This window comes from Spirochaetota bacterium, from assembly GCA_040756435.1.
Classification (GTDB): Bacteria; Spirochaetota; UBA4802; order UBA4802; family UB4802; genus UBA4802.
Genome location: JBFLZD010000006.1, coordinates 1 through 21,557 on the forward strand (window position 1 = coordinate 1; position 21,557 = coordinate 21,557).

General features: G+C 35.9%; 19 protein-coding genes. 12 read left to right on the forward strand and 7 right to left on the reverse strand.

Annotation, left to right across the window (positions count from 1 at the left end; translation table 11 throughout):
* Positions 1-228: 228 nt before the first annotated feature.
* The 7 genes from dnaA (at position 229) to gyrA (ending at position 9,031) form a co-directional block, all read left to right on the forward strand.
* A complete protein-coding gene (gene dnaA, locus AB1444_02905; GenBank protein MEW6525598.1) occupies positions 229-1,572 on the forward strand; it encodes a chromosomal replication initiator protein DnaA in 1,344 nt (447 codons plus the stop codon).
* Between the two features lie 257 nt (positions 1,573-1,829).
* The gene (dnaN, locus tag AB1444_02910; protein ID MEW6525599.1) at positions 1,830-2,951 is read left to right on the forward strand and encodes a DNA polymerase III subunit beta; all 1,122 of its coding nucleotides are present in this window, start codon (positions 1,830-1,832) and stop codon (positions 2,949-2,951) included.
* A gap of 14 nt (positions 2,952-2,965) precedes the next feature.
* Positions 2,966-4,063, forward strand: coding sequence for a DNA replication and repair protein RecF (gene recF / locus AB1444_02915; protein MEW6525600.1), 1,098 nt, complete (start codon positions 2,966-2,968; stop codon positions 4,061-4,063).
* Complete coding sequence (locus tag AB1444_02920; GenBank protein ID MEW6525601.1) at positions 4,063-4,422, forward strand: DUF721 domain-containing protein; 360 nt, start codon at positions 4,063-4,065, stop codon at positions 4,420-4,422. Before recF ends, AB1444_02920 begins: the two co-directional genes overlap by 1 nt.
* Positions 4,403-4,642 carry a hypothetical protein gene (locus AB1444_02925; GenBank protein ID MEW6525602.1) on the forward strand — a complete coding sequence of 80 codons (240 nt, stop codon included), beginning with the start codon at positions 4,403-4,405 and terminating at the stop codon, positions 4,640-4,642. The genes AB1444_02920 and AB1444_02925 overlap by 20 nt, the downstream gene beginning before the upstream one ends.
* A complete protein-coding gene (gene gyrB, locus AB1444_02930) occupies positions 4,639-6,534 on the forward strand; it encodes a DNA topoisomerase (ATP-hydrolyzing) subunit B (protein MEW6525603.1) in 1,896 nt (631 codons plus the stop codon). Before AB1444_02925 ends, gyrB begins: the two co-directional genes overlap by 4 nt.
* A 52-nt stretch (positions 6,535-6,586) precedes the next feature.
* A complete protein-coding gene (gene gyrA / locus AB1444_02935) occupies positions 6,587-9,031 on the forward strand; it encodes a DNA gyrase subunit A (GenBank protein ID MEW6525604.1) in 2,445 nt (814 codons plus the stop codon).
* Positions 9,032-9,260: 229 nt separating this feature from the next.
* Here gyrA and AB1444_02940 read toward each other — a convergent pair whose 3' ends face one another.
* Genes AB1444_02940 through AB1444_02950 form a run of 3 tightly spaced genes read right to left on the reverse strand, consistent with a single transcriptional unit; the run spans position 9,261 to position 12,080 of the window.
* Positions 9,261-10,031 (reverse strand): SPOR domain-containing protein, encoded by a 771-nt coding sequence (locus AB1444_02940; protein ID MEW6525605.1) that lies wholly within the window; start codon positions 10,029-10,031, stop codon positions 9,261-9,263.
* Positions 9,998-10,588, reverse strand: coding sequence for a dephospho-CoA kinase (coaE, locus tag AB1444_02945; GenBank protein MEW6525606.1), 591 nt, complete (start codon positions 10,586-10,588; stop codon positions 9,998-10,000). Before coaE ends, AB1444_02940 begins: the two co-directional genes overlap by 34 nt.
* Before the next feature lie 4 nt (positions 10,589-10,592).
* Complete coding sequence (locus AB1444_02950) at positions 10,593-12,080, reverse strand: 6-hydroxymethylpterin diphosphokinase MptE-like protein (GenBank protein ID MEW6525607.1); 1,488 nt, start codon at positions 12,078-12,080, stop codon at positions 10,593-10,595.
* An 80-nt stretch (positions 12,081-12,160) separates the two neighbouring features.
* Between AB1444_02950 and AB1444_02955 the strand changes: the two genes are divergently transcribed.
* Entirely contained in the window at positions 12,161-12,982 is an 822-nt protein-coding gene (locus AB1444_02955; GenBank protein MEW6525608.1) for an amidohydrolase family protein, read from the forward strand.
* Between the two features lie 2 nt (positions 12,983-12,984).
* Here the strand turns inward: AB1444_02955 and AB1444_02960 are convergent, their stop codons facing one another.
* Entirely contained in the window at positions 12,985-13,248 is a 264-nt protein-coding gene (locus AB1444_02960; GenBank protein ID MEW6525609.1) for a hypothetical protein, read from the reverse strand.
* Between the two features lie 108 nt (positions 13,249-13,356).
* Here AB1444_02960 and hisD point away from each other — a divergent pair, with 108 nt between their 5' ends.
* On the forward strand, positions 13,357-14,652 hold the full coding sequence (gene hisD / locus AB1444_02965; GenBank protein MEW6525610.1) for a histidinol dehydrogenase: 1,296 nt from the start codon (positions 13,357-13,359) through the stop codon (positions 14,650-14,652).
* 8 nt (positions 14,653-14,660) lie between these two features.
* On the opposite strand, the gene AB1444_02970 is transcribed toward hisD, so the two are convergent.
* Positions 14,661-15,299, reverse strand: a complete 639-nt coding sequence (locus AB1444_02970; protein ID MEW6525611.1) for a DnaJ domain-containing protein — start codon at positions 15,297-15,299, stop codon at positions 14,661-14,663.
* An 82-nt stretch (positions 15,300-15,381) separates the two neighbouring features.
* On the opposite strand from AB1444_02970, the gene AB1444_02975 reads away from it, so the two are divergent.
* Entirely contained in the window at positions 15,382-16,110 is a 729-nt protein-coding gene (locus AB1444_02975) for a hypothetical protein (protein ID MEW6525612.1), read from the forward strand.
* Here the strand turns inward: AB1444_02975 and AB1444_02980 are convergent.
* Entirely contained in the window at positions 16,094-17,161 is a 1,068-nt protein-coding gene (locus AB1444_02980; protein ID MEW6525613.1) for a mannose-1-phosphate guanylyltransferase, read from the reverse strand. The two genes, AB1444_02975 and AB1444_02980, sit on opposite strands and share 17 nt — an antisense overlap.
* Before the next feature lie 92 nt (positions 17,162-17,253).
* A complete protein-coding gene (locus AB1444_02985) occupies positions 17,254-18,225 on the reverse strand; it encodes an LEA type 2 family protein (protein MEW6525614.1) in 972 nt (323 codons plus the stop codon).
* Between the two features lie 149 nt (positions 18,226-18,374).
* Between AB1444_02985 and AB1444_02990 the strand changes: the two genes are divergently transcribed.
* Together AB1444_02990 and AB1444_02995 are read left to right on the forward strand one after the other, a co-directional pair.
* A complete protein-coding gene (locus AB1444_02990; protein MEW6525615.1) occupies positions 18,375-19,190 on the forward strand; it encodes a hypothetical protein in 816 nt (271 codons plus the stop codon).
* A 2-nt stretch (positions 19,191-19,192) separates the two neighbouring features.
* A complete protein-coding gene (locus tag AB1444_02995) occupies positions 19,193-21,505 on the forward strand; it encodes a lytic transglycosylase domain-containing protein (protein MEW6525616.1) in 2,313 nt (770 codons plus the stop codon).
* Positions 21,506-21,557: the final 52 nt, after the last annotated feature.

Consider the following 21,557-nt stretch of genomic DNA (forward strand, 5'->3'; position numbering starts at 1 on the left):
TGTTACTTATTCTCACATTATCAATAATGATAAAAAATTTTATTTAGGCGATAATTTTTATAGATTAATTGGTTGCCAAAAAATATCATTATGCTTACATAGAGACAATTCAAAATAATTAACATCGCTAACAGTCTATAGCATCTAACCTTTTTACCACATGCTAAACGTATATTACGATATCAACAAAGTTATTAACAATTGTTGATAACTAAATGGGTTATTATTATGACAGATTCAACAGTAACAATCTGGAACAAGGTTTTGGGTTCTGTAGAAACATATATTAATAAGCAATCTTTTAATATGTGGTTTAAAAATACAGAACCAGTGGCCTTTAACGAAAATATTCTTGTTGTTAAAGTGCCTGATGATGTAGCAAAACGGCATATTTCTGATCATTATGCCTCTTTGATTCATTCAATCATCAAAGAACAGACAGGCAAAGAAATAGTATGCGAGTTTGTTACAGGCAATGGATTCAAAGAGCCAGTAATTAATGCTCCTTTGCCCATCACCAACGATGATAAGAAAGAAACATTGCAGTTTCCCACTATATTGAATCCAAATTATACATTTGAAAACTTTGTTATTGGTCCTAATAATCAACTTGCACATGCTGCAGCTATCTCGGTATCAAAGGCACCAGCCACGCAATACAATCCATTATTCATTTATGGCGGTACTGGCCTTGGAAAAACACATCTCATGCAGGCAATAGGTCATAGAATCATTCAGGAACGACCATACCTTAATGTACTGTATGTACCCTGTGAACAGTTTATTAACGAATTTATTCAGGCTATTAGAGCAAACACGCTTTCAAGTTTTAAGATCAAATACCGTAATGTTGATATTTTGTTGATAGATGATATTCAGTTTATTGAAAAAAAAGAGCAAACACAGGAAGAATTTTTCCATACATTCAATACCCTACATAACAGCAAAAAACAGATAGTTATTTCCAGTGATAGGCCACCAAAAGAGCTTTCAACCCTTGAGGAAAGGCTGCGAACACGATTTGAATGGGGTATGATTGTAGATATACAACTACCTAATCTGGAAACACGGGAAGCCATATTACGAAATAAAGCAGAGAAAATTAAAATTGAATTGTCTGATGAAGTATGCAATTACATAGCTCGCAGAATAAAATCCAGTATACGTGCACTTGAAGCTGCGTTGGTTAGATTAAGCATGGTTTCATCTATCTATAATCAACCCATTACTGTACAATTGGCAAAAGACCATTGCAAAGACCTTTTTGATGTTGACAGCAACAAAAAGATTACTGTACAGGATATTATGGTAAAAGTTGCTTCAAAATTTGGTATCAGTGTTGAAGATATTATTTCAAAAAACAGACAGAGTAAAGTAGTTCAGCCACGTTTTATTGCAATGTATTTAGCACGAAGATTAACTGAATTAACAACCATTGAGATTGGAAAAGAATTTGGTGATAGGGACCATTCCACTGTACTTAATGCTATCAATAACATTGAGAAATCCATCGAGGAAGATATCGACTTTAAAGAAGTTATTGATGAATTAATTTCAGAATTGCGAAGTTAATAACCTGTTAAAAAATTGTTAAGAATTATTGATAATATTGCATCTTTTAACAAAATTTGTAGTACATTATTTCTATGGTTTACACTTTTACAATACTCTATGAAAACAATAGTTGTTATTCACAAATTACATTTTTTAAAAACGCTGAAGAATTCAGACTTTTACTTAGTTATTCACAATATTTACATTACTACTACTAACACTTATTTTAATAAGTTTATAATAAATTAGTAATATTAGCAATGGTGGTGTGTACAATGATAATTGAAGTTGATAAAGTACAGTTAATTAAGGCAACAACAATAGCAGATTCTGTTGTTAGTGCAAAAAGCATTAATACAATACTAACACAGTGTCTTTTTAATGTGGATGGTGATACGCTTACCATAACAGGAACTGACAATGAGATAGGAATAAAAACGCAGCTGGATATTGTTTCAGATGACAATTGTTCCTTCACTTTAAGCGGGAAGCGTTTGGTAAGTCTTTTAAAAGAGTTTCCAGATGGTGTAGTAGTACTTGATGTTAATACTACCAACGTATCTATTTCATCAAAATCAGGTATGGTTAAAGGACAGTATGTGCTGGTAGGATCTTCAGCTGAAGAATACCCTGCTATACCTGAATTTAATTTAAAAAATGCAATAGAAATAGAACAAAAGACTTTCAGCGAAATGATAAGTAAAACTGTTCATGCTGCTGCTCATGATACCGTAAAACCAATTTTTAATGGTGTGTATATAGTTTCAGAAGATGAAAAATCCATGACAGTTGTTGCCACAGATTCAAGACGATTATCAATGATAAAAAAAGATATTACCGGTAGTTCTACCATAAAAAATGGTTTTATTTTGCCCCTAAAAACAGTTAATGAGCTTTTACGGCTTTTAGAAGATACAGGTACGTGCCTTATAGCTTTTGATGATAGTAGATGTTTTATAAAAATAGGGAGAACAGAGATAGTTTCACGCCTCATTGATGGGCAGTTCCCTGATTATAAACAGGTTATACCAAAAGATTATTTATTAAAGGCAGTTATTGAAGTTAAAAAATTAAAAGAAGCATTAAACAGATTAAAAAATTTTACCAATGAACCATCATGGAGGATACTGTTAAAATTTTCACAGAATTCCTTGATTATAGAAGCAAGCTATCCTGATCAAGGTGAAGGACAGGAGGAATTGGTAATTGACTCAGATTGTAAAGAACCAATAACAATAGGAATTAATGTACAATTTTTACTGGATTTATTGAAAGAGATAGATTCGTTTTCAGTTGTGATTTGTGTTACGGGTGTAATGAGCCCATTACTGATATATCCTGAAGATGATAGTAAATTCCAGTCTGTTATAATGCCAATTCAGATACGGTCAATGTAACGTAAATAAAAATAATGTTTATAGATAGATTGTTGCTGAAGACGTTTCGCAATTATGTACATGAGACTATTAGTTTCTCACCGGAAATTAATGTTATTTCTGGAGCAAATGGTTCAGGTAAGACAAATATTCTTGAAGCGGTCTATATAGCATCCCATATAAAATCATTTAGAAATTGCACCGATACAGATATCATTCAGTGGGGAAAACATGAATATTATATATCAGTACAGGTGAAAAATGCTGATATTTCAACAATTGAGATTGGAGCATCAGTTAGTGATCAACAATCTGAAAAAAAAGTAAAAATAGATGGCAAAGAAATAAAGAAATTATCTGATTTTTATGGTAGAATTAATGTTGTGGCTTTTTTCCCTGATGATACTGTAATAATCAGTGGGACACCTGATGTAATTAGAAGATATTTTGACAGGCTAATTTCAAAAGTAGATAAGGAATATATTGAGTTACTTACATCATTCAGAAAAATTTTAAAAAATCGTAATAGATTACTGAAAGATATACCCTATAAAAGAGACATAATAAAACAGCTTGACATCTGGGATTCAATGTATTCTGATTGTGCATATGCATTGGGAATAAAACGGAAACAGTATATTGAACACTTTAATACGTATTTTAAAGGACTCTATAAGGAACTTTCGGGATTTGGTGATGATTTAACTATTAAGTACTATGCTTCGCTGAAAAGTGAAGATGTAAAGGATGTGAAAAACGAATTAAGTAAAAAAAGAAATAGTGACATACAGATGGGAACCACAACTTTAGGGCCACACAGGGATGTATATGTAATATATGGCAATGACAATACAGTGTTTAAATCTTATGCATCAACGGGTCAGAGACGGTTAGCTTCAATAGCAATGAAATTATCTGAGGTTAATATAATTTATGACATTAAAAAAAGTAAATCAATTGTTCTTCTTGATGATGTGTTGTCTGAACTGGATGATGATAGAAGAAAGAATGTACTGCAAAAACTTATAGATGGCAACCACCAGGTTATAATATCCTGTGCAAGTAATAATGATGTGAATTTTGTGGATAACTATAAACATTTAAAGGTAGTTAATAACAGAGTGTCAGAATAATGAAGTTTAGATATAAAGAAAAAAGATATAATCGGACTATTGCATGCAGTCAGATAGTAAAAGATGTAGCCTCTGAGATTGGATTAACTGAAGATTTTATTCTGGAGCATATACGGTCTGTATGGCAAAAAGCGGTTGGGGATATCATTGCTACTCACAGCTATCCTTATAAGATAGCTAGCCGTATATTATATATTGTGGTAGATCATCCTATATATGCAAATGAAATTACATTATCGCAGTCCCTGATTATTAAGCGGTTGACGGAATTTTCTGGCTCAAAAGCTATTGATGCACTGAAATGTGCAGTTAAAAAGAAGTCATACAGGAAAAGCAACGATGTTCATTCATATCGGTGATAGAAAAAGTGTTTCGGATAAGCACCTTATTGCAATTTTAAATTGTGAAACGGTAGTAAAGTCCCCTGAAATTAATTCAGGTTTTATTGATAAAATTGGGAATGAAGATAAAACAATGGCAATTTGTATGAATAGCATTATAACAACAAAAGTAAGTTCATATACTGTTATTAAACGGTATGGGCAAATTAGTGATGCAGTATGGAGTAAGAAGATATGACAAGTTACAAAGCAGATAAAATTCAGGTATTGGAAGGACTGGATGCAGTACGGAAGCGTCCAGCAATGTATATAGGTTCAACGGATATCAATGGCCTTCATCATCTGGTATATGAAGTTGTTGATAACTCAATCGATGAAGCATTGGCCGGATTTTGCGATACTATACATGTGACCATCAATAAAGATAATTCAATTGAAGTAGTTGATAATGGCCGAGGCATCCCGGTTGATATACATCCCGTGTACAAGACATCGGCATTGGAGATAGTTCTTACTAAATTACATTCTGGAGGAAAATTTGACAATCAGGCGTATAAGGTGTCTGGTGGTTTGCATGGTGTTGGTATATCTGTTGTGAATGCACTGTCTGAATATATGGAAGTTGAAGTGTATAGAGATGGCAGGCGTTATTTTCAAAGTTATAAACGGGGGGTTCCAACAGATAAAGTTAAGGATATTGGCGAAACAAAGAAAACAGGAACACGGGTACTTTTTAAACCTGATAGTCAGATATTTGAAGAAACTGAGTTTCATTTTGAAACACTATCAAAGCGCATGAGGGAACTGGCATTTCTTAACAATGGTATTAAAATAACATTAACTGATTTGCGTGGAAAAGGAAAAGAACACACCTTTTACTTTAAAGGCGGTATAGTTTCTTTTGTTCAAAGCCTTACCGAGAATAAAACATCTATAACTAAAAAGGTTATTTACCTGCATGACAATCGAAGTAATATAGATGTTGAAATAGCCCTGGATTATATTGATACATATACTGAGACGGTATTTTGTTATGCAAATAATATTCATACAAAAGAAGGTGGAACTCATCTCATTGGATTTAAATCTGCATTAACTCGTGTGTTGAATGATTTTTTAAAACGGGAAGGGTATGATAAAAAAATTCCCCAGTTATCAGGTGATGATGTAAGAGAAGGTCTGGTTGCTATTATAAGTGTTAAGATACCCAACCCTCAGTTTGAGGGGCAGACCAAAATGAAACTGGGCAACAGTGAAGTTAAAGGGATTGTTGAATCTATAACCAATGAGCATCTTACTCAGTTTTTTGAAGAAAACCCACAGGTTGTGCGGAAAATTTTAGAAAAATGTATAGATACTGCACGTGCACGCATAGCAGCAAAAAAAGCACGTGATTTGACACGGAGAAAAAATGCTTTAGAGAATGATTCTCTACCGGGGAAATTGGCTGACTGTAGTGAACGTGATCCAGCCCTATGTGAGCTGTATCTTGTTGAAGGTGATTCAGCAGGTGGTTCAGCAAAGCAGGGAAGAGATAGAAAATTTCAGGCAATTTTGCCCTTAAAAGGAAAGATACTAAATGTTGAAAAGTCCCGTCTGGACAAGATTCTTTCCAATGATGAAATCAAGACCATTATTACTGCACTGGGTACCGGAATTGGCGAAAATGAATTTGATATCGCAAAGTGCAGATACCATAAGATTATTATCATGACCGATGCTGACGTTGATGGTTCTCATATACGAACATTGCTGTTAACATTCTTTTTCAGGTATATGCCTGAGATTATTGCCAATGGGTATCTGTATATTGCCCAACCGCCACTGTATAATATAAAAGCTGGCAAAGAACAGTATTATGCATACAGTGATGAAGAGAGAGATGCAATAGTTAAGAATTTAGATAAGTCTAAAGTGACGATTCAGAGATACAAAGGTTTAGGGGAGATGAATCCTGAACAGCTATGGGAAACAACCATGGATCCAGAAAAAAGGACATTATTGCAGGTTACATTGGAAGATGAAGTAGAAGCAGATGAGGTCTTTTCTGTTTTAATGGGTGATGCTGTTGAGCCACGGAGAAAATTTATAGAAGAAAATGCCCACATGGTTGAGAATTTAGATTTATAAAACATCATCCTATCACTATATAATTTCATTCTTTGAATAAAGGTAACAGACAGTGACAAAAAAACAGGATAACCCTAAGGACAAACGGGTTCATAACATTGAAATTGAAGAGTCAATGAAACGCTCATATTTGGATTATGCAATGAGCGTTATTGTGGGAAGAGCACTTCCTGATGTTAGGGATGGTTTAAAGCCGGTTCATCGAAGAATACTTCATGCTATGAATGAGCGGGCATGGCGCAGTGACAGGCCCTATGTTAAGTCAGCTAAGATAGTTGGTGAAGTAATTGGTAACTATCACCCTCATGGTGATGCGGCAGTGTATGATACCCTGGTCAGGATGGCACAGGATTTTTCAATGCGATTGCCTTTAATTGATGGACAGGGTAACTTTGGTTCAATTGATGGTGACCCACCTGCTGCATACCGGTATACCGAAGCACGCCTCTCTTCTATTGCACAGGAACTACTTAAAGATATTGATAAAGATACTGTTGATTTTATCTCAAACTTTGATGAAACACGCAAAGAACCAGTAGTTCTTCCTGCTGCCTTTCCAAACCTTCTGGTAAATGGATCATCGGGGATTGCTGTTGGGATGGCTACAAATATCCCACCTCATAATTTGTCAGAAGTTATTGATGCTATTGTTTTTATGATTGATAACCCTGATGCTACTGTGAAGCAATTGATGAAATTTGTTAAAGGCCCTGATTTCCCAACAGGCGGCATTATCGTTGCTTCAGAGGAGATGATAAAAGCATATGCCAAAGGCAAAGGAAGCATTATAGTCAGAGCCAAGCTCCATGTTGAGGAACAGAAAAATAAATCAATGATAGTGGTGACCGAGTTGCCGTATCAGGTAAACAAAGCGGCGCTCATTGCAAAGATTGCAGAGCTTGTTAATAATAAAGTTATTGAAGGCATTAATGAGCTGCGTGATGAATCAGACCGTAATGGTTTGAGAATTGTCATTGGCTGCAGGAAGGACGCGGTTACAAATATTATTATTAATCAGCTTTATAAACATACACAGCTTCAAACATCATTTGGCATTAATCTTCTGGCGCTGGTAAATAATCAGCCAAAACTATTAGATTTAAAAGGCCTGATAACACATTATATTAGCCACCGAAAAACTGTTGTTACCCGTCGTACCCAGTATGAATTAGCCAAAGCAAAAGAAAGAGCTCATATACTTGAAGGGTTGAAGATAGCTCTTGATAACATTGACGAAGTCATTGCAATAATAAGAGGGTCAAAAACTGTTGAGGAAGCAAATGAACGCCTCATCAAACGGTTTAAGCTATCTGAAATTCAATCAAAGGCAATCCTTGACATGAGATTGCAGCGATTGACAAGCCTGGAAGTTAAAAAGGTCATTGATGAACTGAAAGAATTATTAAAATTAATCGATGAGCTGACAGCTATATTAAAAAGTGAAAGAAGGATTTATACAATAATAAAAGAAGAATTAATTGCCATAAAAGAAAAATACCATGATACACGAAGAACTGAGATTATTTATGAAGATACATCAGTAAGTTTTGATGCTGAAGACTTAATTGCTGAAGAAGATATGGTCATAACTATTACCAATGATGGCTTTATACGGCGACTATCGGCAGATACATTTAAAAAGCAGCGTCGAGGTGGTAAAGGTGTGATTGGTCTTTCATCAAAAAAAGAAGATTTTATTACCATGATGACTATCGCTTCAACACATGATACGCTGTTATTGTTATCCAATAAAGGCAAGATCTTTGGCATGAAGGTATATGAAATACCGGTAGCTTCAAAAAATACACGGGGTAAGTCATTAAAAGGTATTATAAACCTTGCTTCCGGGGAAATGATAACTGCCATTTGTAGTGTAAATGATTTCAGTGAAAACTTTTTATGTATGGTTACACGCAATGGTGTAATGAAAAAGACGGCACTGGAAGAATTTAGCAATGTGAAAAAGGGCGGTATCATTGCTATTAATCTGCATAAGGATGATGAGCTTGTTGATGTAAAGGTGGTAAAATCACAGGATGATGTGGTGATAGCAACCAGAAATGGCCTTCTGCTGAGAACAAATATTGCAAAAATGCGAGCTATGGGCAGAAATTCCTCAGGCATTATTGGTATGCGTGTTGCATCAGGTGATCAAATTATTGCCATGGATGTAGTTAAGCCGGAATCAGACCTTTGTGTGGTTACATCTCGAGGGTATGGCAAAAAGACACAGTATTCACTTTTTGCTACAAAAGGTAGAGGTGGGAAGGGAATGGCATACCTTAAAATAAGTGAAAAAAATGGGTATGCGGTTGGTGTGCGATCAGTGCATCCTGAAGATGAGGTTATTATTGCATCCAAAAAAGGGATGACCATACGATTAAAAGCAAAAGAAATATCGTATCAGGGAAGAACTGCAGCCGGTGTTCTTTTATTGCAACTGGATAAGGAAGATGAAGTAACTGATTTTGCAGTACTGTATGAAGAAAAGGAATAAGTATAAAAAAAATAGAGTATATGAAGAGGGTGTCCCAAAACAAACAGTGGGGCTCTCAATGACGCGGGTGCAAAGTAATTGAGAGCGTAGCGCCTGTGCTGAGCCTGTCGAATCGAAGCAATCTCTATACCGCAGAAGACAAGATTGCTTCGTCACTTTGTTCCTCGCAATGACAGGAGGGCAAAAGTCATTGTAAAGAGATGTCTTGTGGGACACCCCCTTTATATATTTATTCTTTTACAATGTAACTTTCCCTGTACTTATCTATTGACTGAATTTCCTGTAACATGCTTATAGCTTTATCTTCTTTCAAAATAGGCCCTATTTTTACACGATAGTATGTTTTGCCAGAAACATCTACTTTATCAACATAGGCATCGTATTTCAAGGTCTGCAAACTTTTTGCTTCTTTCTGGGCTTTGGTAAGAGTATTATACGATGCTATCTGTATGGACCATGAACGCTGAGATACTTTCTTGGTATGAGATTCATCCGTTTTTGCCACCTCAACAACTTTATTCTTTTTAACGTTGGTTTTAGCTTTGGTATTCTTTTTTGATACATTTTTGACGGGGGTTACTTTTTTCACATTTTCATGGATAACCTGGGTGGTTTCTGTATCGTCCAGTTTTGCTAAAGCAGTATCGGGTATCTCTTTTTTAGGTATACTATCCAGTTTTGATGGTTCATCTGGTTTAGGAGCAATATCCAGTTTATTACTGGCATTGTCCATTAAAGGCAGATCAGGATTTTGTACTGTGTTACCTAAATCGATGCCTTTATCAAGTTGTGCTATTGTATCCCCTGGAATTTCAGGAGGAACCAATGCATTATGGGAAACAACCTTATTTTCACTAAAATTCATTCCTAAAAGAAATGTGGTAACTATGATGCCAATAAGTACAGCACTGATCAGGATAATACGGGGAACATCAAGATGAAGGAGAAAAACATTCTTTTCCCTGGCTACTGGCTTTTCATTAAAATCAAAGTTTTCCATAATTCTTCAACCTGCTTTTTAGTATTTTCTAATGATCCAGAATTATCTATGATATAATCGGCCAGTTTCATCTTTTCTTTAAGTGAAATTTGGTGATTCAGTCGTGCTTTGATTTCATCTGCAGTTATGCCATCGCGGATTACACCACGGTTGAGCACCTGATCTGTATTGGCAATAACCACGATGTTTTTATCCATATGAGTATAAAATTCTGTTTCAAAAAGCAGAGGGGTATTAATCATATAGATGGTGCTACTATCATTGGATCTTTTCATTACTTCCTGCAATATTGCTGGATGGGTTATAGCATTAAGCTTTTCAACAAGATTTTTATCATTAAATACTTTTTGCGCTAGATATCTTCTGTTCAGTGTTCCATCTGAATTGAGTATATCATTCCCAAATGTTTGCACCAATGTATCAAGCACCGGGCTTGGCGGGGTAACAATTTCACGGGCAATGATGTCTGTATCAATAACTATCGCCCCTAACTGTTCAAACATGGAACACACTGTTCCCTTGCCTGATGCATAAATGCCTGTAACTCCAATTCTCATAGATTCACTCCATGTGTAATAAATGATGAATTCTTTGAATGTTTGTATAATCATGTACTCGAGAGGATTTTAAAATAGTAGTAAGCATTGTTTCATCGTTAAGAATGGTGTATACTTTACGGAGGTTGATTGTATGTGATAACGGTTGGAACAAAGGTGGCTTCATCTTTTTTGTATTGCGGCTGACCTGTGGCAGTGTAAGGAATTGTGTGATTGTTATTGTCTTTGCGTGGTTAAGTGGCAATACGGGATTAATATGGAATATGGGAGTGCCTTCTGGAAGGATGGCATCCAGTGCATCATGATACTGTATAAAGTTTTTCCTTGAGAAAATTGCACTTCCCGTACGTTTTGACGTTTGGATTATGTAGTTCATGTTTTTTGTCTCAAGTGGTGTATGACGGCTGTGCATAAGTTGATAACGGTAATGGTATTCTGTTGATTGAGCGTATGTAACAAGATTGGGAAATGAAAAGTCTGCACCTGCAATAGCTATTGGGTTACAGCCCGAAAAGATAGCAAATGTTACTGCATCACCAAGTACTGTTCCTGTTCTGCTGTCCACAGAACCAATAATCCCTGGGAACAACTCTTCCAGTAACTGACATATTGGATGTGTATTCAATGATATAATTGCCGGAAATGAAAAAATCATTGGGTGTGCAGTAGGTGCGGTGATTACAGGTATAGTAGGTTGTGTGGGAAAAAGATGTGCAAATACAATAGGTTGTGGATCAATAGAAACGATATAATCTGGTGTGATAGAATGTGCATGTAATGCTTTGAGCGCAGAATCAACTGATATAATGATACAATGGTGCTGGTTCTCTTTTAGGTGATAGAGTGTTTCATCCAGGGAAGGGCCCGGAGCTACAATAATACAGGGCTGGTTGACATGAATTGTTTTGCATTGTGATACCGGAACGCAATTGGGTAATTGGTTCAAATTCAATAATGCATTTTTTAAATATCGGTATGCAAACAATGATGACGTAAGATGATTTGATACTGATTTGTCTACTATCTGCTGTATGATTTTTTTTATGGATGAAAAAATGTGCGGGAAAGCATGAAAAGAAGCAGGATGGTCAATGACCTGTATACCTTTGATGAATTGTAACTGAATAGTATCACGTACTTGCTGAAGATTATTGGGATCCACAAATACCAATTGTACTGAGGGGTGATGAATAATTGCCTGTATATCTGGTGGGATGTTGGCATTGGTTAGATAGTTATTTATATCAATGCAGATAATCTGTTTAAAAAAAGGTATGCAAGTGGCCAAATATGCCAGATGGTATCCAAGGCCAATGCCTACAATAATACAGGCATCGTATTTTTCAGGGTTGACAATATCCTGTAAGTATGTTGATTCTTTTGTTGGGTAGTATTTACTGTGAATATAGCGAAAACTGCCATCTTCTGCCTTTACACGAAGTGTATGGTAGTTTTCTTTGCTGGGTTCTAAAAAAAATTCTATTGTATTCATAATTAATAGTAATAAACGTTGGCTTAAAGATAAAATACTAAAAAAGTATACGATAATGTCAATACATAATAGGTTATACAATGATCATTGATGGGCATACACATATTTTTACTGATGATATGGTGCAAAACAAAGAGCGCTATTGTGATGACAGGCAATTTTCGCTGCTTTATTATGGCAAAGCACGCATAGCACATGCTGAAATACTTGTAGATTCAATGGAACAAAATGGCATAGACGCCTCCCTGGTGCTGGGTTTTACCTGGCAAAATGAAGAGTATGCTCATATGCATAATGACTATCTTGCTACTGTACAGCATAAATATAAAGGAAAAATATATGCATTTGGGGCGATAGCTATGAAAGGGGATCTGTACAAACAGATAGAATCAATTAAAAAGCTGGGATTATATGGTATTGGTGAAATAGCTTTTTATGCTGATGGATTTAACGAAGAAGAGGAAATGTTACTGGGACAGATTCTTGCTATAGCTGAAAAGTTTGCTTTACCTGTTTGTCTTCATGTCAATGAACCGGTGGGGCATATGTATGCTGGAAAATATTATACAGATATGCGCAGTCTTTTTGCATTGTGTTCGCATTATACTAAAATACCAATTATTTGTTCACACTGGGGAGGAGGGTTTTTATTTTATGAGTTAATGCCTGAAGTTAAGAAATCTTTGACTCATGTTTACTATGATACGGCAGCAACCCCTTTTCTGTATGAATCTGGTATTTATTATTTAGCTGTACAGGTGTGCGGAAAAGAAAAAATACTATTTGGGAGCGACTTCCCGCTCCTGGAGTATTCACGCTATAAACAGCACATAGAAGCACTGGGAGAAAGTACTGAGCATATCCTGTATAAGAATGTGAAAAAAGTATTGGGAATACCGTGATGCTATTTTTTCATGATATTGAGGCGTTCTTTTCCAACTTCGGCTTTCAACTGAGGATCACTTTCAACCTGTTTTTCATATTCTTCATATTGTTGTAGGGTAATGCCATATTTTTTCACGATGGATTCTTTGGTTGCCTGCTGCATATCGCTGTCAAGAATTTCGTTTTGGATGGTGACAAAAAGTTTTGGTGTTATGGTAGTTTTTTTGCAACCGGTTATAACAAGAGCTATCGCTATCATTATTACTGCTATATGCTTGAACATAGGACCTCCAGAAATATTTTTTTACTGTACAGTTTGTGATATTTTAATGAATGGTAATGATAAAGTCAAGAAATAATACATAAACCTTCTGTGTTATAAGGAGCAGCCATGATAGCTATCAAGAAATTATCTGATTTGACGGGAGAAGAACGCAATAAACTGTTTCAACGTTTTGGCGATGATTTTACCGGAATAATGGTTAATACTGTTATCCCCATTGTTCAGAAAGTGCGTGATGAGGGTGACCGGGCTGTTATTGAATTTACACAACAATTTGACGGGGTAAATTTACAAGAGGTATGCGCAACAGAAAAGGAAATTAAAACAGCGTATCATAATACTGATGCAAAAGTTATTGATTCGTTTATAAAGGCAATAGAAAACATACGGGAATTCCATTTACACCAGAAGAGGGATTCGTTCATATACACACGGGAGGATGGCACTACACTGGGTATGCTGTATCAACCATTGGAAAGTGCAGCGGTATATGTTCCCGGTGGTAAAGCGTCATATCCTTCATCAGTATTGATGGGAGTTATACCAGCCCAGATTGCAGGATGCAAGCATATTTCAATAATAACTCCACCTGCAAAGGATGGGACCATAGCTCCGTATATTGGGGCAATGGCACACATACTGGGCATCACAACCATAATAAAATCCGGCGGTGCACAGGGTATTGCCGCTGCGGCGTTTGGAACACACACAGTGCCCAAGGCTGACATTATTGTGGGACCCGGCAATATCTATGTAACTGCTGCCAAAGCCTATCTTTTCAGCCAGGGAGTCATTCAGATTGATTCACTGGCAGGGCCAAGTGAGGTATTAATAATAGCCGATGAACATGCCAACCCTCACTGGGTAGCATGGGATTTACTGTCACAGGCAGAGCATGAAGAGATGGCCATTGCAATTCTTGTGACAACCTCTGAATCGCTTGCACATGAAGTAATAACATATATTGAAGAAGATATAAACTCAGGCAGAGGCAGGCATGCAATCAAAAAAAGGGCAATAAAAAATGCTCATATTATTCTTGTCTCATCAGTTGAGGAAGCAATAGATTTTTCCAATAATTACGGCCCTGAACATATGGAATTGATTGTGGAAAATCCACTTCACTATCTTACACAAATAAAAAATGTGGGCTCACTTTTTCTTGGGGCGTATGCTCCTGTTGCAGTTGGTGATTATTTTTCAGGGACTAACCACGTACTACCCACAGGGGGTGCTGCCCGCTTTTCATCCGGGCTTGGTGTTGAAACGTTTATGCGCCGTACATCATTTCAGTATCTGACACCTTCAGCACTCAAGCATGCTACAGAGCATGTATCCCGCATGTCACAGGTAGAAGGGTTTGATGATAAACATGGCGATTCGTTAAGAATAAGGTTCAGGTAATGACTGCTTTATATAATGGTGACTTTTATACGAAGGTACTTTATAGTTAGATCTGTAAAAGTAGCGGGCCTATATTTTCTAAGGTCAACGGTTAGTATTGTAGTTTTTGTTATATCAGCTGGAAGTTCAATCTCAAATGTTGAAGCACTGGATATCCGTCCCAATCCATTGCATACATAGCAATCACGGTGCTGCCCATTACACAGAGGACACAGTATACGGGATGGCAACTGGACCAACGCAACTGCCCCTTTGGCAATCTCCTGTTGTGTGCATACTATCTCAATGTCATGATCAAATTCATGAATAATATCCTTGCGACGCATCTTTTTTGGTAAAAACTCCTTTTTTAATAGATCCTTCAGCGATATAGAGTACCTGATGCGTTTTTGGGGTATATAGTGCTTTTCAAGTTTTTTGGGATATTGTAAACGTGTGGCATCATAGTGAGCACGCTCTCTATCATCCATGAGGATGCGGTATGCTTCAATTACCTTTTGAAGTTCTACGGTAAATCTTTCAGAGCTTAAACCTGTGCTGTCAGGATGTAACGATTTAACCTTGGTACAGAAAGCTCTTCGTATTTCCTCCTTTGATGAAAGAGGGGATACGTCCAGAAGCTCATAAAGATTATCTCTATATTTCATAAAAAAATCTGCTATAATAAAAATGTTGTGTACATTTGTTATTAAAATACCAAAATGCAGGGGAATGTGCAAGTGAATTAATATGAATACTTCCAATAAAATATCTCTATGCCAGCCTGCGTATGGTAAAGGGTGTTGTGTGTGTTGTGGGCTTTTTAACTGTGCTGATATCTCTTTTGCAGGATTAGGGCATTTTTTATCTGACGCAACTGCTGAAGTGTGCTCCTTACCGGTAAGTGGCGGCAATATAAGGAATTTTGAATCGCTGCAAAGACGTTTGACTTTCAGGGATACCACAACCTACGTGTGCCCTTATATGGGGTTTATTGACAGCAATACTCCGGGATGTCTGATGCATCCTGTAGTTAACAATGGAAAAGACAAAAGAGATTGCAGCCTATTTGGGAAAGAAATATGTAACGACTACTTTTGCCCTGCATACCATATACTGGATGACCGATTAAAAAAGATACTGATCACGTATACAAATAACTGGTACACCTATTCACTTGGCATCATTGATCCGCTAAGCTTTATATGGATTGTGCAGCTTATTGAAGATATGTCAGGGAAACCGATAGTTCCTGAAAAAGGTACTCCCGATGCTACTATTGCAACACTCATTAATATGTCTTTGATGCTGCTGGCTGATTTTTTTAATCGGGTGCCCTTGCCGATATTTTACTACAGTGAGCCTGAATACCACCTGCATATGCGGGAGCTATCGCTCAATCAAAACTCCTTTCTTAATGCAGGAGTCAGGGATACAATCAAAAAGGCTGTTAGCGCCTGTTTTAACGGTTGTTCTTGATACGGTTCACAACTTCCCTGAGATCCTGGGATGCGTTCTTATCCATAACGAGGATTTCATTTCCTGAATCCACCACAACAACGTCATGCAGGCCAACCACTGCAATGAGCTTAGTCTCAGGGAATACTGTACAATTTTTTGAAAGGTGAAAAATAACCTTTTCAGGATAGGGAGATCGGTTCATATCGGTGTTGGGCGATAGTACATCATCAATTGAAGCCCAGCTTCCTAAATCAGCCCATCCAAATTCACCAGGGATTACATACCGCTGGTCAGCTTTTTCCATAATGCCATAATCAATAGATATTGCATCAACTTGTGAGAATACATTTCGCTTGATTTCCCATGGTAGTTCGTCGTTTTGAGTTAGCTGTTCTACCGTGAGATCGCGCAGTGGTTGAAATGCCTGGTATAGTTTTGGCATTAGTTTTTGATAGTATTCTAGAATAACAGATATTTTCCATACAAAAATACCACTGTTCCAGAAGTAATTACCTTCCCTGAGGTATTTTTTTGCTGTTTCTAAATTTGGTTTTTCAACAAACATCTCAACGGGTTTTACTTCTGAAGGATCATCATAGGCTTTTATATATCCATATCCTGTTTCCGGATATGTTGGGGTAATGCCGATAGTTACCAGATGATTGTTATGTGCATGTTCAATTGCTTTTTTTAGAATAGTTACAAATACATCTGTTTTTTTGATATAATGATCAGCAGGCAATATGAGCATTATGGCATCATCGTATAATTTGGAAAGATAGGTTGCTGCGTAGAGAATTGCCGGTGCGGTATTTCTAGGCATAGGTTCAGAGATAATGCTTCCTTTTAGCCCTGTTTTTTTTAATTCATCATAGGACATTTCTTCATACATGCGTGCGGTAACGATAAGGCAAAAATCAGGATTGAGTGGTTTAAGCCTGTTAATTGTCAGTTCAAGCAATGTGCCTTCGCCTGTAATATTATGAAATTGTTTGGGTTTTCCTTCATTGCTGAGTGGCCATAGCCTAGTGCCTGAACCACCGGCAAGTATTACAGGAATAACGTTCATGGTAAACTCCTTTTAATCACGTTGAATAAATAATGGTTATTTTACTATCATTTCTCAGAGTATGAATGAGTCAATTATTAAATTGTCTACAGTTACCATTTAATGGCGCCCTGCTGATTAATGGTAAATGGTACAGGTAGTTCTGTCCCTTTTAATGCAGCATTGAAGAGCATATTCCCTTTCATGGTGTACTGAATATTCTTTTGTGCAATAGCCTGTGTCAGGCCTTTGCTAATATTTTTGGTGCTCAAAGTAGTTAAACAGTTAATTTTTGACGCACCATCAGCATTCTGTATGGTTGGCTGGCCTTTAGCTATTTCACTGTCGTGCAGTATAAAATTGTAATTGAGTGATTTTCCGACCAAGGCAGCCTTTGTTTTATTTTTGATTATGATATCAAATGCAACTGATAGGGGTATATCAAATTTTGAAATGCTATCAGGAATCCCCTTTCCCTGGCAAAAGTTCTGGATATCAGTATACAGAGAAGGAATTTCTAGTGGATTGATATTTTTTACGATATTTTTTAAATCTGATAGCGAAGGAGGTATTATTTTAAAATGTGCAATATCAATCGTTGGTTTAATAGTTGGGATTTCCTTTTTAATAGTAAAGGGAACCGCTATTGATTGTACAATTTGGATTGATGGTGGCAATGAAAAAGCAATAGTACCTTTTACTGTTATAACAATTGAATCTTTATTGTAATATTCTTTCACAGCCTTTATAAGTTGTTCGTATGTGATAGTAACAGTAAATGTTTTGTTTGTTTTTGAATTGCTGGATAGTTTAAGTTTATCTGCAGATTGTAGTGAAAATAGTGAGAATGTATCAATATATATTTGACTTTGTATTGAATCTAAGTACAATGTTACAGGATAAGGATTTTCAACATCCAGTGAAAAGAGCATGGTCATATCGGTCAGTGTTATTTCTTTGAATTGAAAATCTTTAAAAGTAACAGTGGGTTTTTTCTGCAACATTGATGGATCAAATGTAGTACAGGTTATATAAAACAGTAAAGAAATCATCGATACTAATAATAGAATTTTTCTGGTTTTCATAATAGTATCTCCTGGTATTATAGTTACATATAGTGCTTTTGTACTAGTACTATAGTATGCGGATGGATATAGTCAATCATAAATTATCAGGGAGTTAATTAATACTACGTATGGGACATAGGTTTTTACGTATAAGAGCTATTTTCTCAATGATTTTAATAAGTGCAGTGGTAGTGATGCTTTTATCATCGCAAAATACTCTCATTGCTCAAAGGACAAAGAGCAGTCAGAGTGCTGGGGAACAGCGGAAAGCTGAAAAAGGGCTAAAAGATAATGAGCGCTTCTTTTATTTTATTAATTTTTCTGTATCCAATGTTTCAGTGGAAGAAGAAAGGGTAATCTGCCGCAAGGCAATATTATATGATATGTTTGCAAAATTTTTATATATGAAATTCAAGTTTAAAGATTCTTATGAAAATATTCGTAAAACTCAGGAATTACTGATATCATTATACAGAATGGTTTTACATCGTGAAATTGATGAAGGGAAAAAACTGTTAGATACTGTGTCGCCAGGGCCTATCTTGAAAGATGATTATGTATCAAAACATTACTGTAATTTAGGATATACAAATAATGAACAGGCCCGTATGTATATGGTTATGGCTGATAGTTACAGGACAACACTGTACTCGATGCGATTATATAAATATATTCAGGCGTTGAAAAAAGCCAAACAGGCAAAACGATATGCTTTACTTGCGTATATTGCATTTAATCATAAAGAGTCACATAGTAGAATTGAAAATAAACAGAATGTTGGGAATGAACCATATATTTATTCATATATGAAAACAAAAATAGAATCAATCAAAGATGAAAATGAAAAGAACTATCTGTTAAAAGTCCTGGCTGACAGCTACTACCGGCTCATTAATAATTATTCGTTTTATGATGATGTGTGGAGTAATGGATCATTGCAAGAATTGCCTGAGTATGCAGATTATCAGAAAGAGGAAGATTAATCATGATTATAAGAACATATACATGGATGGTTACTCTATTAACGTTAGGTATATTTTCATTTCTTTCCTGTTCTGATGTTGTTTTGCCGCAGGGGTTATCTGAATTAGGATTCTATAGCAATAATAAAACTATAATTCAAACATTAGAACAGAAAGGGGAGCTATCGTACACTGAACATTTCATGTTGGGATTGGCGTATAAGGATGCTAAAGACTATAAGAAGTCAATATATCACTTTGCTAATAGCTGTTTTGTTGAACGGAGAGCTACAAAATTATCTCTATATCCGCAGCCAGTCTATCGATTTGTTAGCCGTTTTGCTCTAAAATCATATTTATATAATGATGCAATATATGAAATTGCAAAAGGATTCATGTACTATCAGGAATATGGATATGTAATAAAATTAATTGATTTGATGAAAAATGAAAAAACAGGAGTATTCCGTGATGCACAGATACTTAAAGCTGAAGCGTTAGGACAACTGAAACAGTTTGGACAGGCTGAAAAGGTATTACAGAAGAGTATTTCAAAATTTAAAGATGTAGACTCGCTGGCATGGTTGTATATAAAATTAGCTTCACTGTATGAGAAGCAGGACAAATATCCTGATGCAGTGGATAGCTATTATAACCTATTAAAAATAAGCACAGCAAGCTGGCAATCTGAAATTGCAGCAAAGCGGATATTACAGATTGCAACTAAAAATCCTGATATTTCATTAAACCCTGATGAAACACTGCTTATTATTGAAGCTTTGTATAATACAAAAAATTACCAGGATATTGTTTCTATAGATCAAAGCCTTTTACACATTACGGCCGATAGCACAAAAAAATTTCATCTTGATCTGATACGGATAAAAACATTATGTCAGTTGGGTAAATGGGATTCCTTGAAAACAATATATGATGTATATCAGGGAACCGATTATCGGTATGATATTGCTGCTACCATAGTGGATACATTATGGTATAATGATAAAAAGGGACAGGCCATGCAGTGGCTGGCAAAACTGGAAAATGCTGAAAATCCAAAATTTAAACAGAAGGTGCTGTATTATAAAGCACTCTATGCTGTCCAGAGAAAAGAAACAGATCCTAAGCTTGTAGATGAATATGTGGCACACTATCCTGATGACACGGCTACACAGGAATTATTGTGGTTGTTTTCCAAAAATACTATCACCAATACAAAAACTGCATTATATTATCTTGAGAAATATTATTCTACATTTGGTACAAGAGGGAAATATGCTGATGAGGTGTGTTTCTGGCTTTATAATCTAAAAAATCCAGAAAATCCGGATGAAGCTGCTGCAATAGCCTATTCTATGATAGCGTTTTTGCCTCATTCTGCTTATACATGGATATTGCTTGAGCGACTATCATCGCAGTATTCAATGGAAAAGCTTTCATCTGATTTTTCAATGGCGCTTCAAACAGATAATCTGGTAGCTACTCTTTTTACCCATGCTATGTTAACCTATAAAGAGCGAGAAAATAAAAAACGCTTACAGCGGCTGGGCATGATAAAAAAATATTTTCCAAAATCTCGTGAAATACAGTATAATCATATTCCCACACGTGATGGGAAGCTATCATTACACATTCCAGGTGAGATAGTTACCAGGATTGAACATTACTTTTCAATAGGGTACAGTGAGGGAATAAATAGAGAATTGGTTTTATACACTGATTCCGATACCAATGATGTATATGTGCTACAATACCTTTTTGGATTAAAGTATAAAAATTATTTTCTTTCAGCTCAGGGTTTAGTTCAGCTTTTAAAGCGGTTAGATATAAAAGAAAATATATTTTTAATGCATGATGATACAATAGAAAGCATTTTACCAAAGCCATTTGTTCAATGTGTAACACAGTCTTCACAAAAGTATGATATACGTGAACCTTTGATTTATGCTGTGATGAAAGCTGAATCCTTCTTCAACCCCTATGCTGAATCCTCAGCAGGTGCTATAGGCCTTATGCAATTAATGATGCCTACTGCAAAAGAAATAGCTAAAAAAATAGGAGTTGGCCAGATTAATAAGGAAATGTTAAAGGATCCCTGTGTGTCCATAGAATTGGGAACATATTATATTTCCTGGTTAATGAAAAATTTGAAAAATGATATTACATTGGTTTCGGCTGCATATAATGCGGGTATAGGCAATGTATTGAAATGGCGTTACGATAATGAAGACATGTTCACTGTTATGACCCCATTTGCTGAGACCAAGGGCTATATTGAACGTATTAAAAAGTTTTACTATCAATATCAGTTGGTATACGATTTAAGCAGACAGTAAATTATTGCATTTCATGGTACCGAAAAGAGTATTATGTAGTAAAATCTCTGTT

Excerpts from the sequence above, each read along its gene's own strand:
- AB1444_02990 (MEW6525615.1), top strand. The coding sequence starts at position 18,375 with ATGATTTTAATAAGTGCAGTGGTAGTGATGCTTTTATCATCGCAAAAT.
- AB1444_02955 (MEW6525608.1), top strand. The coding sequence starts at position 12,161 with ATGATCATTGATGGGCATACACATATTTTTACTGATGATATGGTGCAA.
- AB1444_02925 (MEW6525602.1), top strand. The coding sequence starts at position 4,403 with ATGTTCATTCATATCGGTGATAGAAAAAGTGTTTCGGATAAGCACCTT.
- AB1444_02995 (MEW6525616.1), top strand. The coding sequence starts at position 19,193 with ATGATTATAAGAACATATACATGGATGGTTACTCTATTAACGTTAGGT.
- AB1444_02970 (MEW6525611.1), bottom strand. The coding sequence starts at position 15,299 with ATGAAATATAGAGATAATCTTTATGAGCTTCTGGACGTATCCCCTCTT.
- AB1444_02960 (MEW6525609.1), bottom strand. The coding sequence starts at position 13,248 with ATGTTCAAGCATATAGCAGTAATAATGATAGCGATAGCTCTTGTTATA.
- gyrB (MEW6525603.1), top strand. The coding sequence starts at position 4,639 with ATGACAAGTTACAAAGCAGATAAAATTCAGGTATTGGAAGGACTGGAT.
- dnaA (MEW6525598.1), top strand. The coding sequence starts at position 229 with ATGACAGATTCAACAGTAACAATCTGGAACAAGGTTTTGGGTTCTGTA.
- hisD (MEW6525610.1), top strand. The coding sequence starts at position 13,357 with ATGATAGCTATCAAGAAATTATCTGATTTGACGGGAGAAGAACGCAAT.
- dnaN (MEW6525599.1), top strand. The coding sequence starts at position 1,830 with ATGATAATTGAAGTTGATAAAGTACAGTTAATTAAGGCAACAACAATA.
- AB1444_02940 (MEW6525605.1), bottom strand. The coding sequence starts at position 10,031 with ATGGAAAACTTTGATTTTAATGAAAAGCCAGTAGCCAGGGAAAAGAAT.
- AB1444_02975 (MEW6525612.1), top strand. The coding sequence starts at position 15,382 with ATGAATACTTCCAATAAAATATCTCTATGCCAGCCTGCGTATGGTAAA.
- AB1444_02985 (MEW6525614.1), bottom strand. The coding sequence starts at position 18,225 with ATGAAAACCAGAAAAATTCTATTATTAGTATCGATGATTTCTTTACTG.
- AB1444_02920 (MEW6525601.1), top strand. The coding sequence starts at position 4,063 with ATGAAGTTTAGATATAAAGAAAAAAGATATAATCGGACTATTGCATGC.
- recF (MEW6525600.1), top strand. The coding sequence starts at position 2,966 with ATGTTTATAGATAGATTGTTGCTGAAGACGTTTCGCAATTATGTACAT.
- coaE (MEW6525606.1), bottom strand. The coding sequence starts at position 10,588 with ATGAGAATTGGAGTTACAGGCATTTATGCATCAGGCAAGGGAACAGTG.
- AB1444_02980 (MEW6525613.1), bottom strand. The coding sequence starts at position 17,161 with ATGAACGTTATTCCTGTAATACTTGCCGGTGGTTCAGGCACTAGGCTA.
- AB1444_02950 (MEW6525607.1), bottom strand. The coding sequence starts at position 12,080 with ATGAATACAATAGAATTTTTTTTAGAACCCAGCAAAGAAAACTACCAT.